The organism is Xylocopilactobacillus apis (assembly GCF_033095965.1).
GTDB classification, from domain to species: domain Bacteria; phylum Bacillota; class Bacilli; order Lactobacillales; family Lactobacillaceae; genus Xylocopilactobacillus; species Xylocopilactobacillus apis.
This window is the reverse complement of the sequence record NZ_AP026801.1, coordinates 2217004-2234209: the sequence shown is the minus strand read 5'-3', so window position 1 is coordinate 2234209 and position 17206 is coordinate 2217004. Positions and strand designations below refer to the sequence as shown.

8 protein-coding genes are annotated in these 17206 nt (G+C 39.0%); 3 read left to right on the top strand and 5 right to left on the bottom strand.

Features of this window, described 5'->3' with window-relative positions; genetic code table 11:
- Window positions 1-25: 25 nt before the first annotated feature.
- On the bottom strand, window positions 26-202 hold the full coding sequence (locus tag R8749_RS10600; protein WP_317696682.1) for a transposase domain-containing protein: 177 nt from the start codon (window positions 200-202) through the stop codon (window positions 26-28).
- A gap of 154 nt (window positions 203-356) precedes the next feature.
- Between R8749_RS10600 and R8749_RS10595 the strand changes: the two genes are divergently transcribed.
- Both R8749_RS10595 and istB read left to right on the top strand, forming a co-directional pair.
- Window positions 357-1790, top strand: a complete 1434-nt coding sequence (locus R8749_RS10595) for an IS21 family transposase (protein ID WP_317696680.1) — start codon at window positions 357-359, stop codon at window positions 1788-1790.
- A complete protein-coding gene (gene istB, locus R8749_RS10590) occupies window positions 1777-2532 on the top strand; it encodes an IS21-like element helper ATPase IstB (RefSeq protein ID WP_317696678.1) in 756 nt (251 codons plus the stop codon). The genes R8749_RS10595 and istB overlap by 14 nt, the downstream gene beginning before the upstream one ends.
- Before the next feature lie 410 nt (window positions 2533-2942).
- On the opposite strand, the gene tnpB is transcribed toward istB, so the two are convergent.
- From tnpB to R8749_RS10875, 4 genes are all read right to left on the bottom strand, one after another.
- The gene (gene tnpB, locus R8749_RS10585; protein WP_317696676.1) at window positions 2943-3299 is read right to left on the bottom strand and encodes an IS66 family insertion sequence element accessory protein TnpB; all 357 of its coding nucleotides are present in this window, start codon (window positions 3297-3299) and stop codon (window positions 2943-2945) included.
- Between the two features lie 224 nt (window positions 3300-3523).
- Window positions 3524-11281 carry a lectin-like domain-containing protein gene (locus tag R8749_RS10580; RefSeq protein WP_317696674.1) on the bottom strand — a complete coding sequence of 2586 codons (7758 nt, stop codon included), beginning with the start codon at window positions 11279-11281 and terminating at the stop codon, window positions 3524-3526.
- Between the two features lie 171 nt (window positions 11282-11452).
- Entirely contained in the window at window positions 11453-12076 is a 624-nt protein-coding gene (locus R8749_RS10880; protein ID WP_425613198.1) for a glycosyltransferase family 2 protein, read from the bottom strand.
- Complete coding sequence (locus R8749_RS10875) at window positions 12055-12738, bottom strand: glycosyltransferase family 2 protein (protein WP_425613197.1); 684 nt, start codon at window positions 12736-12738, stop codon at window positions 12055-12057. The genes R8749_RS10880 and R8749_RS10875 overlap by 22 nt, the downstream gene beginning before the upstream one ends.
- Window positions 12739-12951: 213 nt before the next feature.
- On the opposite strand from R8749_RS10875, the gene R8749_RS10570 reads away from it, so the two are divergent.
- Window positions 12952-17196: an immunoglobulin-like domain-containing protein gene (locus R8749_RS10570; RefSeq protein ID WP_317696672.1), complete on the top strand. Its 4245-nt coding sequence runs from the start codon at window positions 12952-12954 to the stop codon at window positions 17194-17196.
- Window positions 17197-17206 lie beyond the last annotated feature (10 nt).

The window sequence follows — 17206 nt, the reverse complement described above, 5'->3', positions numbered from 1 at the left end:
TATTTGATTTCTCGTTTGGCTTAGGTTATTGCTTACACCTCGCTTGGACTTCTGCTGCCCACGGTAAATAATCCTCCAGCTCTTCCGCTGATGGATTGCCATAATATTTTGGCAGTTCAGAAAATATATACGTCAGGTATTTTTCAAAGTTAAGCCCGTTTAAGCGTGTTGTTTCAGCTAAGCTTAAAATGAAGAATGCCATCAAAATAGGCCACCCGTGCCAAGTTTTAGGCCACTCTCTGCCACATAATGAGCCACCCTTTGCCACGAAATAGGCCACTACTAGAAAAACCTCCTGTATACTCTAGTTGTATGCGTGAAATCACATGCAATTATATATATGGAGGTTTTCTTTTTTGAAAATATTATTTCGAAAGATTCTTGAACTTCATGCTCAAAATGTTTCACAGCGAAAAATCGCGGTGATTACCGGCAACTCTAGAACCAAAGTTTCTGAAGTTATCCACTTGGCTGAAGAACAAAATTATGGGCTCTTTAAACCCAGTACGGTACGCAAATATGTTAAAGAACTTCGCGAAAAGTACAAAATTGAAAAGAAAATTAAACAGCGCCAATATGCTGCTGTCCCCGAATTACCAATGGGGCTCCAGGGACAGATGGATTTTGGTGAAACAACCCAGCTGACTACCACCGGAACACGCATTAAGCTCTACTTCTTTGCTTTTGTGTTATCCCATTCCCGCTATAAATACTTGGAATGGCAGCGAACACCCTTTACTACAGATGATTTAGTTCGCTGTCTCCTTCACACTTTTCAGTTTCTAGGCGGTAAACCAAAACAAATTGTTTTTGATCAAGATCGAATCATCATGGTTGATGAAAACAGTGGTGATCTAGTTTTTACTCAAGCTTTTCAAGCCTTTAAAGCAAGTGAACACCTTGAAGTTTATGCCTGTCGCGGGAGTGATCCCGAGTCTAAAGGCAAAATAGAGAATGTGGTTCAGTTTGTGAAAAAGGGTTTCGCCCGTGGTCGGGTATTTACTAACCTTGAGTCTTGGAATGAAGAAAGCTGTGCTTGGCTTAAAAGGCGGGGTAACGGCAAACAGCATAATGGAACTAAAAAGATTCCGGCAATCGTGTTTGAAACAGAACGGGCTCATTTACAGCCAATAGCTTATAATCACGAAATAACGGCAAAGGAAGTAATCAAACGAGCTGTGCGTGAGGATAACACCATTATGTATCGGAGTAATCGTTATAGTGTTCCTCTTGGAACGTATGATTGTAATCAAAAAAAGGAGGTGGTCTTAGAGATTAAAGAAGATAAATTAAACATCGTTGATTTAAAGACTGGTGAAATTTTAGCTGATCACCAACTCACTCAGGCTAGCGGAAAACTCATTCAGCGCAGCTGTGACCGCCGTAATTCTGGAATTGAATTAACGCGCTTAACGGCCGAAGCAATTAAACTTTTTCCCAATGCGAAACCAGCACACAAGTTTATCAAACTCCTTGCAGCCAAGTACCCGCGTTATCTCCGCGATCAGCTGAATATAATTTTAAAGTTAGGTGGTGATTATTCAGATAAAGAAATGAATCAAGCATTACATTATTGTCTCAAAAATCAATTGATTAGTGCTAATGATTTGAAAGCAGCAATTAAAAAGCTCCCGCAGTATCAAAAACATTTAGCAGCAGTTAAGACTGAAACAAAAAGTCTTCCCTTAGCTAAAGAAACTAAAGTAAAACTAAAGCCGTACCAGCCTGAAGTTAGATCGCTGGAAGTTTATACCAATATTTTGAAAGGAGATGGTGATGGAACAGATTAAAGAGATTCAGACGATTATGAAAGAACTTAGATTAAGCGCTGCTGCTAAAGTTATCCCTGAATTAGTACAGACCGCTAATGTTGATCAAGCAAGTTACAGTGATTTCCTCTTATCAGTCATGCACAAAGAACAAAAAGAGCGTGCTGAGAAAGCACGCTTACGACGATTTACTTGGGCAACTCTTCCCTATCAACGCTCCTTAGATGAATTTGAAGTTAATATTCAACCTGCCCTAAGCCAAAAGCAATTTAACGAATTACGAGAGCTCAATTGGGTTGATCAAAGTTATAACTTAATTCTTCTCGGTCCAACCGGAGTCGGCAAAACTTTTTTATCAGTTGGTCTATGCGTTGAAGCAATTAATAACGGCTACAGTGCCATCTTCATCACGATGGGAGATTTAATCAAAGTCCTCAAAACTGAAACCATCTCCCGTCAATCACAAATTCGTCTCAAGCACTTATTAAAGGCCAATTTAATTGTACTTGATGACTTAATGTTTATGGCTTTAGACCAAGATGAAGCTAATCTCCTTTTTTATTTCATCAACAAGTTATATGAACAAACTTCATTCATTATTACATCCAATAAGAGTCCTGAACAATGGAGTGAAGTAATTGGTGATGAAGTCATTACGGGAGCTATTTTGGATCGAATTGTCCAAAAGTCTCAAGTAATTGAGATGATTGGAGATAGTTATCGGGTAACTCATCGGCAAACCATCTTTAAAGACAATAAATAGAAATAAAAATAAGAAGGGTCAGCTTAACAGCCTTAAAATAATGGGAATTTTAGCGCCAAATTTAATTAAGCTCTTCAGATCCGCAAGAATAAAGACATTGGATTAAGAACTACCATTATTTTAAATGAAGGAGGGAACAGAAACAAGTTTAAAAGTTGAACAAGTATCAATTTAAATGGAAATTTAAAGGAGGGGTTGACCAAAGAAATGGTTAACGTTAATTAGCAAAACATAGGTAAAACTGGGCAAAATTATCGAGCATAAACTGGTAAAACGTTATTGACAACTACACAGCGCCTTTTACCTACATTGTATTACCGCCTTGCACAACAATAACATACATCAAGAGAAAGAAAAAGACCTTGAACCGCATTAATTCAAGATCTGTGAGTATTTTAAGACTTTAATTATTAGTAGAAATATCCTGCTTCAGCTGGTTTTATTGTCGAGACAACACTGAGACCGTTTAAGAGATCACCTAATTGTTTTTGATTTAACTTTAACAGTTCTTCTGGTTCATTAGGCCATTGTAATCTTCCGTGATCAACCCGCTTATAAAGCAGGATAAAGCCGTCAGATTCATGATAGAGAGCTTTAAAGCGGTCCCGTCGATTGCCGCAGAAGAGAAAAAGTTCAGGCTGGAAGGGATCAAGATCAAACTGCTCATGAACGATCGCAGCTAACCCGTCAATTCCTTTGCGAAGATCAGTTTTACCACAGATTAAATAGACGGCTTTTAAAGCTTGAAAGTTAATTAACCGATTCAAGACTGACCTCACTTTGTAAGAAGAAGTTATCCATCGTAAATACCTCAATCATTTAATTGAGATCATCATAAAGGAAAAAGCACCATCAACCTAGATGTCGGTTATTTGGTGCTTACCACTCAAAAAACACTGATGAAAATCATACTTCGATTTCCACCAGTGTTTATTTTGATGTCATTTCTTCTTTATTATTTATATAGGTAAAGAATTTAAGGCATAAAATTCTATCTAATCATGTAGATAAGAGTTATTTTACCGTCTTTTACCTCATCGGCACGCACTGTAATTATTCCATTACCTGGAATAACTCTAGGTCCAATAGTTGTATTAGAATTATTATTTAGTTCATACGCATACCCTGATAACTTGTATTTTGATGATGGAGCACGATGTACCTTTTCATTGACGTCGATACTAAATGTTCCATCTGGTCTAGAAACATCAGTCGTAGTTTTCATTCCTTGTACAAGGGCCCCATTAATGCTTCTAACTCTATGTTCGACAACAAGATTCTGTGCAGCTTTATCTACATAAACTGTTACGAGTGTCTGTCCCGGTTTACATATTGTCGGCTGCTCAAGTCCCAGGGCTTTTAGTTTTGCTTCTGGTGTTACTTCATATCCAGATGGTTTAGTAACTCCACCCTGATCAACAAACTTCCCGTCTTTATCGAATAACTCTAATGAGTTTCCGTTATAGTATGTTTTGCTGCTTGTTTTTGCAGCTTGAACAGTATTTCCTTTAGTATCTTTAAACTCGATATTAATATTGGTTCTTGCATTACCTTTGTAGTAGAAAGTAACTTCCTGGCCTTTACTTGATGTTATTTTAACATCTTGCTTTTTAGGAACAGCAGTATAGCCATCTGGTATCGTCTCTGTTTCTGAATCTAAATGGAGAGTTTCATTAAATCTTCCGCCAGCTTTTCTGTCAGGTCTTATTTGTATTTCTGTTGGTTTGTTATCCTTGTCTTGTAAATAGTAGTGAATGGTTACAGCACTCTCTGAATCGTCTGAGACTTTGCTGGCTGCTATATATACAATTACTGTATGCAGTAATCCTCCATCATATTCCTGATTCGCCGGTTGGCTCTTACTTTTTGAACTCAATTCCTTTTCTGTTGCATAGTGATAACCTTCAGGGATTTTGCCCGCTATTTCCTTACTTGTTGGTGTAAGATCAAGTGTATCACCTGTATAGTAGCCAGTTGGTTTATTGGTGTTAAGTGTTTCACCACTATCAATATCTACAAAAGCAATTTCAATAGATTCATCGGATTCACCAGTTATATATACTGTCGCTTTTTGAGAAGTTGTCGTATAAGTTAAATTCTCTGGCTGAGTCTTACCGTTTAATTCACTAGGAGTTGAGTAGTGATAACCTTTTGGCATCTTACCTTTAATGTAATCACTATTACTGCTGAGATCTAAGATGTCTCCAGTTTTTCCTGCTGGCTGATCATTATTTACTATTGTTTTGCCTGTCTTAGCATTTACAAAATCCACACCGATACTATGTAAAGTTGCTGCTTTGTAATAGAAGGTAAATGCTTTGCCTTCATCAGCTTTAAGTACCCAATCTTGAGGTTCTTGACCAGGAACAACTTCATATCCATCTGGTGCTGTTGCTGCTGAAGCAGTAACCTTTTGTCCGACACGTCCACCGATCTTACTGTCTGGCAGTACTGATGTTGTTGTATTGTTGCCTAGTTTGTCCTGCAGATAGTAATGAACTGTTACTGCGTTTTTGTCTGTGGTGTTTACTCTGTTTCCTACGACATAAACATTTTCTGTTTGAACGTCATCAGTATATGTAGGGTTCTTAGGCTGCTCAAGTCCTAACTTATTTAATTCATCTGTTGTGGCATAATGGTAACCATTTGGTAACTTGCCAGCAAGATCTTTACTATTTTCACTTAGGTCTAATTCGTCACCTGTTATATGTCCAGAAGGTGTAATTGTGCCAACAGTTTCCTTAGTATTAGCATCTATAAAATTAATAGTGATGTTATTTTGAGCATCTGCCGTGTAATAGAAGGTAACTTCACCAGGTTTACTGGCTTCAAAAGTATATTTCTGATCCTCGCTTACGATCGTATAGCCAGGAATTTCTTGTTCTTTAGCTTTAGCAGAGATTATAGTTTGAGTACCAACGCGACCACCAACTTTACGATCAGGTTTTAAGGATGTCGTTGTTTCCTTTCCATCCTTATCCTTCAAATAGTAGTGAATTGTTAATGCATTAGAATCTGTATCTTTAACATCATTACCTATAACATATACTTTTTCGGTTTGTTCTTTAGTGGTATATGTTATTTCTTTTGGTTGTTCAAATCCTAAGTCCTTTAATTCATCTGCTGTGGCATAGTGGAACCCATCCGGGATTTTACCTAGATCTTTACTATTTTCACTTAGATCTAATTTATCACCAGTTACGTGACCCGTAGGCTTAATAGAACCAACAGTTTCTTTAGTATTTGCGTCAACAAAATCGATGGTAATGTTGTCTTGGGTATTAGCTGTGTAATAGTAAGTAATTTCTTTACCACCGTCTGCATTTAATTCCCATTTAACAGTTTCTTGACCAGGAACAATCGTGTAGCCGTCGGGCGCTTTTTGATCATCATCTTCAGGACTGATAGTAAGAGTATCACCAACTAAACCGCCTTTAAATGTGTCGGTCATTCCCGGAACATTAGTTGTAGTATCTTTGAGGTAATGATGGATTTTAACACCATTTGCATCATGTCCGTCGATCTCATCTCCGGCAACATAAATTGTGACATCTTGTCCTTTTGCTTTAAAGGTTGGATTTTCAGTTGGTTGAGTCTTGCCGTTCAGTTCAGTTTCTTTAGCGTAGTGATAGCCTTTAGGCATCTTACCTTTGATGTAATCTCCAGTAGCTGAGATATCTAAAATATCATCAGTTTTACCAACAGGATTGTCATGAGCTACTTCGTTATCATTCTTCGCATTGACAAAATGAATGGTTAAGTTGTTTTGCTCATTAGCGGTGTAATAGAAGATAATTTCCTTACCCTCATCTGCCTTTAATTCCCATTTAACAGTTTCCTGACCAGGAACAATTGTATATCCGTCTGGCGCAGTTTGATCATCATCTTCAGGACTGATAGTAAGAGTATCACCAACTAAACCGCCTTTAAATGTGTCGCTCATACCAGGAACAGTCTTGGTAGTACCTTGGAGATAATGATGGATCTTGATGCCATTATCGGCAGTTCCGTCATCTGCAACTTTGTCACCAGCAATATAAACAGTTACATCTTGTGGTGTTGCTTTATATTCTGGATTTTCTGGCTGAGTCTTGCCGTTTAGTTCATCACCTGTTGCGTAGTGATAGCCTTTAGGCATCTTATCTTTAAGATAATCTCCAGCAGCCGAAAGATTTAAAGTATCACCAGTCTTACCAGCAGGATTATCATGAGTTACTTCGTTATCATTTTTTGCATTAACAAAATGAACAGTTAAGTTACTTAGTTCATTAGCAGTGTAGTAGAAGATAATTTCCTTACCTTCATTTGCCTTTAGATCCCATTTAACAGTTTCTTGACCAGGAACAATTGTATATCCGTCTGGAGCTTTTTGATCATTATCTTCAGGGCTTACAGTGATAGTATCACCAACAAAACCACCCTTAAGTGTGTCACTCATTCCGGGAACGGTTGTTGTAGTTCCTTGGAGATAGTGGTGAATTTTGATGCCGTTTGCAGCATTGTTTTCAACTTTATCACCAGCGATATAAACAGTTACATCTTGTGGTGTTGCTTTATATTCTGGGTTCTCTGGCTGAGCCTTGCCGTTTAGTTCATCACCCGTTGCGTAGTGATAGCCTTTAGGCATCTTATCTTTAAGATAATCTCCGGCAGCCGAAAGATTTAAAGTATCACCAGTCTTACCAGCAGGATTATCAGTAGTTACTTCATTATCATTCTTCGCATTGACAAAATGAACAGTTAGATTAGTTTGCTCATCAGCGGTGTAGTAGAAGATAATTTCCTTACCTTCATTTGCCTTTAGTTCCCATTTAACAGTTTCTTGACCAGGAACGATCGTGTATCCTTTCGGAGCTTTTTGATCATCATCTTTAGGGCTTACAGTAATTGTATCACCAACGAAACCACCCTTAAGTGTATCGCTCATACCAGGAACAGTCTTGGTAGTACCTTGGATGTAATGATGGATTTTGACGGCATTCTCAGCGCTGTTCTCAACCTTGTCTCCTGCAAGATAGACTTTAATATCTTGACCAGTTGGGCCATACTCAGGATTCTTTGGCTGAGTCTTACCATTTAATTCATCACCATCAGCATAATGATAACCATCAGGGATCTGGCCTTTAACGTAATCGCTATTAGCGGTTAGATCTAAGATATCTCCTGTATGATGACCGGTTGGAGTATCTGTCTTGATAACGTTGTCGTTTTTGGCGTTAACAAAGTCAACTTTAATATTATCTTGCGTATTTGCGGTGTAGTAGATAATAATCTCTTTACCGCCATTTGGACTAAGCTGCCATTCTACTGGCTGCTGACCAGGCACAAGGGTATACCCTTTAGGTGCGGCGTGTTCTTGAGCGCCAGGATATACGATAATTTTGTCTCCAATTTTTCCTCCGACAAATCCGTCAGTCATACCAGGAACGGTTTTTGTAGTTCCTTGGAGGTAATGATGAACTTTGATTCCGCAATCAGCATTGACGGTTTCACTGACCTCATCACCAGCAATATAAACATTCACATTACCAGGATCCATCGGATGGAAGGTAGGATTTGGAGTCTGTGGTCGACCCATTAATTCATCATCTGTAGCATAATGATAGCCTTTAGGCATCTTGCTCTTAACGTAATTACTGTTTTCAGAAATATCCAATACATCATCAACATAACCAATAGGGTTATCTGTGAGAACTGTTTCATTATTCTTTGCATTTGTGAAGTTAACCGTAATATTTGAGAGCTGATCAGGATCGTAATAGAAGCTGATATCTTGAACTGTATCACCGTTAAGTTCGATAGTTACTGGCTGCTGGTTAGGGACAGGAGTGTATCCGGTTGTTGGAATTGGAAGACTGTTTTGATCATATGGGTCAATTTTAATAATGTCTCCAACGTATCCAAAAATTTGTTTCGGATACGCATTTGGAATCTCTTGCTGGGTTCTATTGTTAATAAAGTGAATAAGAGCTCCGCCTTGACCGTATTGAATTTCATCACCAGCTAAATAAACCGTAACTTCCTGGGGAGTATCCTTATAAGTAGGATTTTCCGGCTGAATTTTTCCATTTAATTCATCGGCAGTTTTTGCATAGTGATAGCCTTTAGGAATCTTTCCTTTAACATAATCACTAGTTTCTGTTAAGTCTAAAGTATCGTCAGTTTTGCCGACCGGTTTATCCGTAACGACTGTTTTACTAGTTCTGGCATTCACAAATTTAACAGTTAAATTTGTTTGGTCGTTAGCTGTGTAATAGAAACTTATTTCGCCAGGCTTTACTGGATCAAATGTGTATTTTTGATCCTTTTGGTCAGCTGCTAAAGTGTATCCTGCAGGTGCAGCTTGTGCTGGATCTGCTGTTGCGATTGTAAGTTCAGTTCCAACTCGACCACCTACTTTACGATCTGGTTTTAAAGATTTAGTGGTATTTGTGCCGCTTTTATCTCTTAGATAGTAGTGGATTGTTAAAGCATTAGCATCCGTAGCTTTTACTTCATTACCAACCACGTAAACTTTTTCAGTCTGAGGAGTATTAGTATAAGTTGGATTACTTGGCTGTTTAAAACCTTTGTCCTTTAGTTCATCCTCTGTTGCATAGTGGAAGCCATCTGGTAACTTGGCAAGTCCGCTGCCGCCTTTACTGATGTCTAACTCATCACCAGTATAATAATCTCCCGGTTTATCAGTGCCAACGGTTTTGCTAGTGTTAGCATCTACGTATTCAATTGAGATGTTGTTTTGTAGATTAGCAGTGTAATAGAAGGTAAATTCTTTACCACTATTTGGAGTTAGCGTCCATGACTGACTTGTCTGATTAGGCGCTAACGTATAACCGGCTGGAGCTGCCGCTGGTTGAACTGTAACCGTTTCGCCAATTTGACCGCCAATGTGAGCATCATTTAAAACAGGAGTTTTAGTTTCAGTTCCAGTTTTATCTTTAAGATAGTAATGAACTGTTACCGCGTTGGTATCAGTGGCAGGGAGCACTGCACCTTTGTAAACTAATGTTATAACTTGGTCAAAGTCGCCAAAAGTTATTTTGGCTGGAGTAGTTAGAGGCTTTTGATCCAAATTAGCATGGTCAAAAGTGTAATATTCCTTGTTGTTGAGCGTTAGAGATCTAATCGGATCAACAACAATTGATGTGCCATAATCACCAGAATGTTCACCATTTTTGATGTCATCGGCTAATCCAGTCAATAAGCTGCTGTCAATAGGATTTCCTTTTTGGTCAACATAATTAAGGGTGATATGTTTACGGGCAACGACTTTCACAGTTGATTTAGCAGTAACTGTTGGAAGTGGAGTGTTCTGGAACCCATTTGGTGCATAGGTGTAAGAAATGTCATAACTTCCCGGAGTATTTGTATCAACTGTACCGCTGTGCTGAATCTGTCCATAGGAGAGGGCAGAGCCGTCTTTTGCGGTACCACTGTCGAAGCCATCTTTTGGATCGAGCGTTTGACCCTCGTAGATTGTAATATCTTTACCTTTTAAAGAAGATTTATTCTTTTCAAACTTGTAGGTAATTGTTTGGGGCTGTTCAGTGGCTGTGATTGAAGCCGTCGTTGCATCAAATGAAGTATCAGCCGTTGTTGCACCAGTTGAGATAGAAGCGCTAGCTAAATAATATTCGCCGCCTTTTTCAACGCTCTTGATTTTGTCAATTGCATCAGTTAAGGAGATCTGATCACCAACTTTAGCGTTTGCTTGTGCTGTTGGGGTCGTGATATCTTTGCCGTCAGGTCCAACAAATTTGGTGTTAGCAACCCCGTAACCGGTGTAAGCAAAACTTTCTAACTTAAACTGCTGTAAGTTACGATTGCCGCCGGTAACGCCAGCGATTGCAAATGATAGTGAAGTAGTACCTTGAGGGATCCAAGCATCGAGGCTCTTCTTCCAAGTTTTACCATCATATGTAACAGTTAAGACGTGATCTGAACCAGTATAATTAGCTTCAAATGGAAGGAACTGGTTATTTATTGGTTCAGTAATTTTAGTTGCTGGAGCGTCAGATCCATCGTAAGTGTAGACAGTAGAGCGGCCGCTTATGATTTTGTCATAAGCAAATGAACCAAAAGACTGATTGCTTGCAGTATGGAATCTAACTGGATCTTGATCGTAGGAACTGGTTCCATAGGCTCCGGCAGGATCCCAATAAGTATCCAGCTTAAATCCGAATCCATCAGGAAGTCCAGCGATTCCCAAACAGCCGCCGGCAGCTCCGATTAAATCATTGCTTCCCGTATGGAAAGCAATCCCGATTCCGTCTGCTCCGCCTTGACCAGCTGATTTATTACCTAGGTTTACTTGACCCTTTAAACTAAAGTTATCATTAACACTGATTTTAGTTTTTAACGTTGCGTTACCTGTTTTGGCAGCAAGATCGGGTGTTAGAGTTAGAATACCGTTAACTGCATCCCATTTTGCATCACCGTTCATGTTAAAGTAATTTTGGAAATTACTAGGTGTTACGTTGATTGATCCAAATTCAGCTTGACTCGAAATGTCTTGAGCGCTTACAGATGGATTGGAAGTAATCAAATTATCAGCTAAACTCTTGTTATTGCTATAAGCTGATGGCCATTGAGGCACTGCATCAGCTTTTACTGAGCTAGCAGCTGTTCCAATTCCGAGCACTAAGCCGAATGTTGTAATTCCGGCAACAACCCATTTTTTGCCGGACTTGTACATCTTATAATGAACTTTTTCGTCCATAAGGATGTACTTTTTATTTCTAAATTTCAAAGAAAATTCCTCCTAAAGTATAAATGTAACAGCTTTATTTTATCATTAAATGGATTTAAGTATGAAAAGTATTATTTTATATCAATCGCTTAAATTTGATGTTAATTTAATAAATAAAAGCATTTCTTTTATAAAAGCGTATCGCGTTAAAAGGATCTATTTAGTATATTTTTAATTTCGCTTTGGGCTGATCCAGGTGCCTGATCCATAACCTAGAATTGTTTGAATAGCTGGAATAAAGGTTACAACTATAGTCAAAGCGTTCATAATCCACCAAATCAGCATGTAAAGGGGAGCAAAGAGAAGATACCTAAATTTTTGTCGGTTATTATCAATGACCAAAGAGGTAAGTAATTGAAGAATTCCCGCAATCATTTCAAAGCAGATAAAGACTAAAGCTGTTGTTAAAAGGTGAACCAAACTTGCAAACTTTTGCGTAATGATCATTTTGGCAGTAATGATTAATAAGAAAAAAGTCAAAATCCAAAACAGAAACGACCAAATGATGCTTAGAGTTTGGTCGATGAACATCAGCGTTAGTCCAAAATTTTTAAAAGGGTGGAGAAAGACACTCTTGAAGTTGGTTAACCATACTTCAGTTCCGCCTTTAGCCCACCGCTTACGCTGCTGGTAAAGCGATTTTGCTGTCTCGGGGACGGCTGTGTAAAAAGTTATATCCGGTGCAAAGATGGAAATCCAGCCATTGAGCTGGTGATCCCAGGCGGCGCTGATATCTTCTGTTGCACGATCTTGGCGAAATAAACCGACATCAATTAATGCATCTTTCCTATACATGGTACTTGCACCACTGTATGCGTAAATGCCCCGAATACTCCCAATTCAGTTCTTTTGATGGTACCCACGATACTTGAGAATTCTACGAGCTGGGACTTTGCAACTAACTTATCACGATTATGAATATCTATGTTTCCAGTTACAGCAGCAATATTAGCAGCATCACTTCGAATAAAGTAGTTGACATATTTTTTTAAAGCGTCGGTCTCAGGGATGGAATCAGCATCATTACTTAGAATAAGCTCACCTTTTGCAAAAGCTAAACCGATATTTAAGGCGTGAGCTTTACCCTTATTATCTTCAATCCGAATGACTTTTAGATTTGAATACTGATTTTGCAGATTTTTTAAAATTTTAAGAGTTTGATCATTTGATCCATCGTCGATTACGATAACTTCAAAGTTTGAGTAGTTTAGTTTATTTATCAAGTAGTCAACGGTTTTTTTGATCGTCACTTCCTCGTTGTGCGCAGGAATCATAATTGAGATCATGGGTTCAATCTCACTTGGAAGCTTAATCCAGTCAAGCTGCTGATGCTTGAAAATATATTTATAGCACAGCACGCCTACTGACCAACCGATTCCGCCGATGATCGGATAGAAAATTATAATGAAGAGAACGATATTCAAAATTGTTACATTTAAATGCCAGAAATTTAACACGGATTTGCTCCAAAATTTAGAAAATGATTAAAACGAAATAAGAAAATATATAATAACTTCATTTTAATTAGAATTATTCTAAAAATCTTAGATTTATCCAAGTATTAAATAAAATTTATCTTTTTAGATAAGAATTTTATAAGTAATATATGGATATTTTGATTATTAATAAGATACAATATAGCTTGGACTCTATTCCAAAAGGAGAATTTAATGAAATTTAAAATTGCTGGTTTGGCCAGTACAGCATTGCTGCTGATTTCGCCAATTGCTGGTGCGATGACATCAGTGGCAAATGCCAATACTGTCCATGCCGATAACAACTGGGATTACGATGTTGATAATCCCGGACTTGGATCGTACGATGCGCTATTGCAGAACGCGGGTCCAACTGACGGAATCGTTGATTGGTATCCTACCAAAGCTGCTGTCGGAGAAAATCCAACACCGCAGGACTTGGTACAGAATTTAATCGACCTTTCAATTGCTACCAACGATGCAACTTCAAATGCGCGGAAGGTATTATTTAATGATACAACTGGCAGTTATAATGGGACGCATCCCGAGTATGCGGATACTTTCGATAAGTACGGTCTAGCCTTAGGATTTATCGCGCAGATTTTGAACATGAATAATAGCAAGTCTGGTCTTGGTGCTAAGCTGGAACAAGGCGCTGATCCGAGCGGCAGCATGGATTTAGCTGGCAGCGACGGCAAAAGTATTATTACTGAAAGGATTCAGAAAAATCCCAAAGACCATGCCAGCAGTATCGGCAAAAACATTTCGGATGTTTTAGGAACTGCATTTTTTGGCAACGCTGATGATGCCTATGCTCAGATTTATGTGAATGGATATGACAACGTTTCGCAAAATGCTGAGAATATCATTCGCGAAGCAACTTCGAGTATTACAATTGTTGCTCAAAGTAAGTCAACTGGCAAAAAAGCAACCGCTGTTTTTAAGTTAAACAACAAGACTTTGCCTAAATTAGCTGACGGAAGTCTGCTTAACAACTATATTGACGGCAGTATGTATGCTTTGGAAAAAGATAACAACGGTAAGGATATTGCCGGCCTTAACCTAACTACTGCGACTAAATCAGAGATTGATAATATTAAGTTTTCTAAGAAGTCTACTTTCTGGGCAGATGGAAATGGTGATGGCACGATCGTTGTCCCTCGCGGAACCACTGCAAAGCAAATTGCTGATCTAATCGCCAAGAAAAAACTTGACGGCAACAATTCGTACCGCGAAACTGCCCCAATGAAGGCAATCCAAAATGCTGACGGAACTCCTCTTGAGGGGATTTCAGGGACTCATGGGTATAATCACTTAATTGAAAATGCCGGTGCTGGGGGAAGCTTGTCTTCATATAATAATAATATTGTTAATGGTATATTTCATAGTTTGAAAGGACCTGACGGGGATACCGGTCATTTTGTGGAATCAAGTAACGATTTTAATGGTAATAATCAGTGGTTTGGTGGCACTATAAATGGTTCAGTTCGAAACGCTGAAAGTATGGTTGATACAAACTCAATCTTTATCGATTGGAATTCTAATAAATCAGCCTCAATAATTCCAAACGCAAACATTTCTGAAGCTAATCCGTTTGGAATTGATCCGTATGTTCTTAAAATTCCGGATTCTATGAAACCAAATAAGGCATTTGATGTTCCGAATACTGCGGCGCTTGATAATGACACTAATAAAAAGAGCAATATTGGTAAAGTAGGACATTTATTCAAACCAGCAAGTTTTATTAAAGAATCATATGATGCTAATCATTTTGTAAACGGTGATCCTGAGTTTAAGGATTCAGATTCAAGTAAGATCGCTCAAAGTATTGTAAGTAACGGTAGCTTTTCAGGTACTAATTCAAACGCAAGTATCAAGAAGAGTTTTACTTATGAAGCACCAGTTAATACTTGGATGTATAAATCATATAATAATCCTTATTCGACAGTTGTAAGTAGCCAGGGTGCTGAGAAACTCAATAGTGATAGTACAACTGAAGATACCATTACTCCTCAGGAAGCAGTTGATTTAGCTGATCCAAATAACGATAAGCCAAATCTTAATTCTGCAACTACTTTGAAGTTGAATCCAGGTCAAGCAGAGGTTGTTTATACCGGTGAAAAAAACGGAAACAAGGTTTACTATTATGTAGGTACATATGATGAAGGAACAGACACTTTAACGATTGATTTACCTAATACAGCGGTAGGCTCTATCACGATTGAGGATAACGACGCCTATCCTTATGGAGCACTTATGAAATATGGTGCTGTTGGGACAGATGGTGCAGATTTAGTATTACCACCATCACCACCAACTCAAGGAGGAATAGCTAAATTACCAAACCCAGGTGAGCCATTGTCTGGGGTATATAGAGCATCAGAATTTAATACTGGAGGAGCATATAGTTTAGATTTTGGTACAAATTTATCTTCATCAGCAACCGACCGAGATAGAACACTTGCTCCATATGTTAAAAAGAAGCTTTCAAAAAATCAATCAATGTTCTTTGTTCAAACTTGGGATAAAAACGTTGTTACTAAAAGTGGTGAATTTAAACCTTTGATTTATAATACTAATTTTGGAAATATCTCTGGGTCGGGGGGATCTAGTACTTTTTTAGGCAAAGTTGATTCACCAAATTTTGAATCAAAATACTACATCGAAGGTGTTATTGAGGTAAATTCATCAGGAACAGCGGTTTCTAAATATACTATAAACGACCATGCTGTTCAAAGCAGCGATACTAAGAAGGCATCATTTAACTCTAATCTTTACAACTATGTTCATAGTGGTTTTGCTGATACGGATATTAACAACGTTACTAACAAAACCAAAAACAACAGTCGGTTTTTCGTATCACAGGACTTCTCCGTTGGACCTGTATCAAGTGATTTGGTTTCTAAAACTGGTGACAGTGCAGTAGATAGTGATCCAAATAAGATTCTTGAGACAGTTGCTAAGAATAGCGATCCGACAAAAGCTGGAACACTAAATGATGATACTGAACCGGCTAAAGCAGAGTTCACCGCAGAAAACGGCTACAAATTAGTTACTCTTGACGAAGCTGCTGAAAAGCAGGGGACAACAGTAGATGCTTTGGCTAATGAAGTTGCTAAGACGACTGGTAAATCCTTAGACCTCGTCAAGAGAACTAAATGGCTTGAAGCATCGTTACCTCGCCTTAGAGATAACGCTGGAACAGCCCGCATCAATGTTGTGGTTTACGACAAAGAAGCAGTTCCTGCACCTACCAAGCAAGATACAAAACCATCGTTCTCGACGACGGACGTGAGCGGCGGCAATGATCCATTCAACGTCAGTTTTAGACCATACACGACCACTTATGATGACGGCGCAGTTTTGAAATCATCAGATGTGCCGGATAATTTCAAAAATCTTTTAACAAAAACTTTAGTTGCTGGAAACCCTGACTTGGTTGACAGCACGGGAAAAGTATTCACAAACAAATTGCAGCAAGTGCTCATTAGCTCGTTTCTAGGCAGCTGGCAGCAAAATGACGGCAGCTTCAAGCAGACTGACTCGACACGTGGCGTGAGTTCACCGCTCTACATGTACGGAGGTTTTGGCATCAGCAACTCTGACACAAAGAACTCTTATACGCAGTGGCCAAAAGGCTACACTGATAACAGCGGAGACTACAACAGTGCTGTGAACAGCTTCTCAGGCGACTTCTATCGCGGAGGGGCAGATCTGAAAACAGCTGATGGCAAGAGCGCCATTAAGGGAATTCCGTTTTCTGCAATAACGGTGGACACCACTAAGCTGGATCTCACAAAAGCTGGTACTTACCCGGTAGTTTATACTTACACTAACCCGGATAATGCGAAGGACACCGCAAGCATTACCGTGCCGGTCAACGTAACTGATTCATCAGCACCAGTTTTCGCGTTCCAAGGTTCAACGAATTCAACAATCAACGTTGGTGACAGTTTTAATGAAAAAGAATACAAAGTTGTCGGCTCATGGGCAATTTTCAACAACTATGGTGGAGATTACTCGAAGCTTCCTAACTTTGAAGGCATTGCGAAAAATGGCGACGGAACCCCGCAAGTAACCATCACGGGTCATGTTGATACTCGTACTCCTGGAATTTATCAGCTAACCTACAAGGCAACAAGCATCACCGGATCCACTACGACCATGATCAGAAACATTACGGTGCTGGCTAAAGATAATGCGTCTGACTGGAGCGTTACGCCTAATAAGATGGTAGGATATATCAACTATGTGCCAGGCTATGGCATTATGGTGTACAATGCCCCGCAGGTGGAGCAACCGGTCAAAGGTTATCCCACGGAACAGCGTGGAAGATCAGTCAAAAAGCTGTTAATTCAAAAGGTGAAGTCTACTACGCAGTCGGCGGCAGCCAGTGGATTAATGGGAAGTATGTGTCGTTCACGCCAATTAACACGATGACACCGCTTCG

Bases quoted from the DNA above. Each gene is read 5' to 3' on its own strand.
- R8749_RS10600 (WP_317696682.1), bottom strand. From the start codon at position 202: ATGGCATTCTTCATTTTAAGCTTAGCTGAAACAACACGCTTAAACGGG.
- istB (WP_317696678.1), top strand. From the start codon at position 1,777: ATGGAACAGATTAAAGAGATTCAGACGATTATGAAAGAACTTAGATTA.
- R8749_RS10880 (WP_425613198.1), bottom strand. From the start codon at position 12,076: ATGTATAGGAAAGATGCATTAATTGATGTCGGTTTATTTCGCCAAGAT.
- R8749_RS10570 (WP_317696672.1), top strand. From the start codon at position 12,952: ATGAAATTTAAAATTGCTGGTTTGGCCAGTACAGCATTGCTGCTGATT.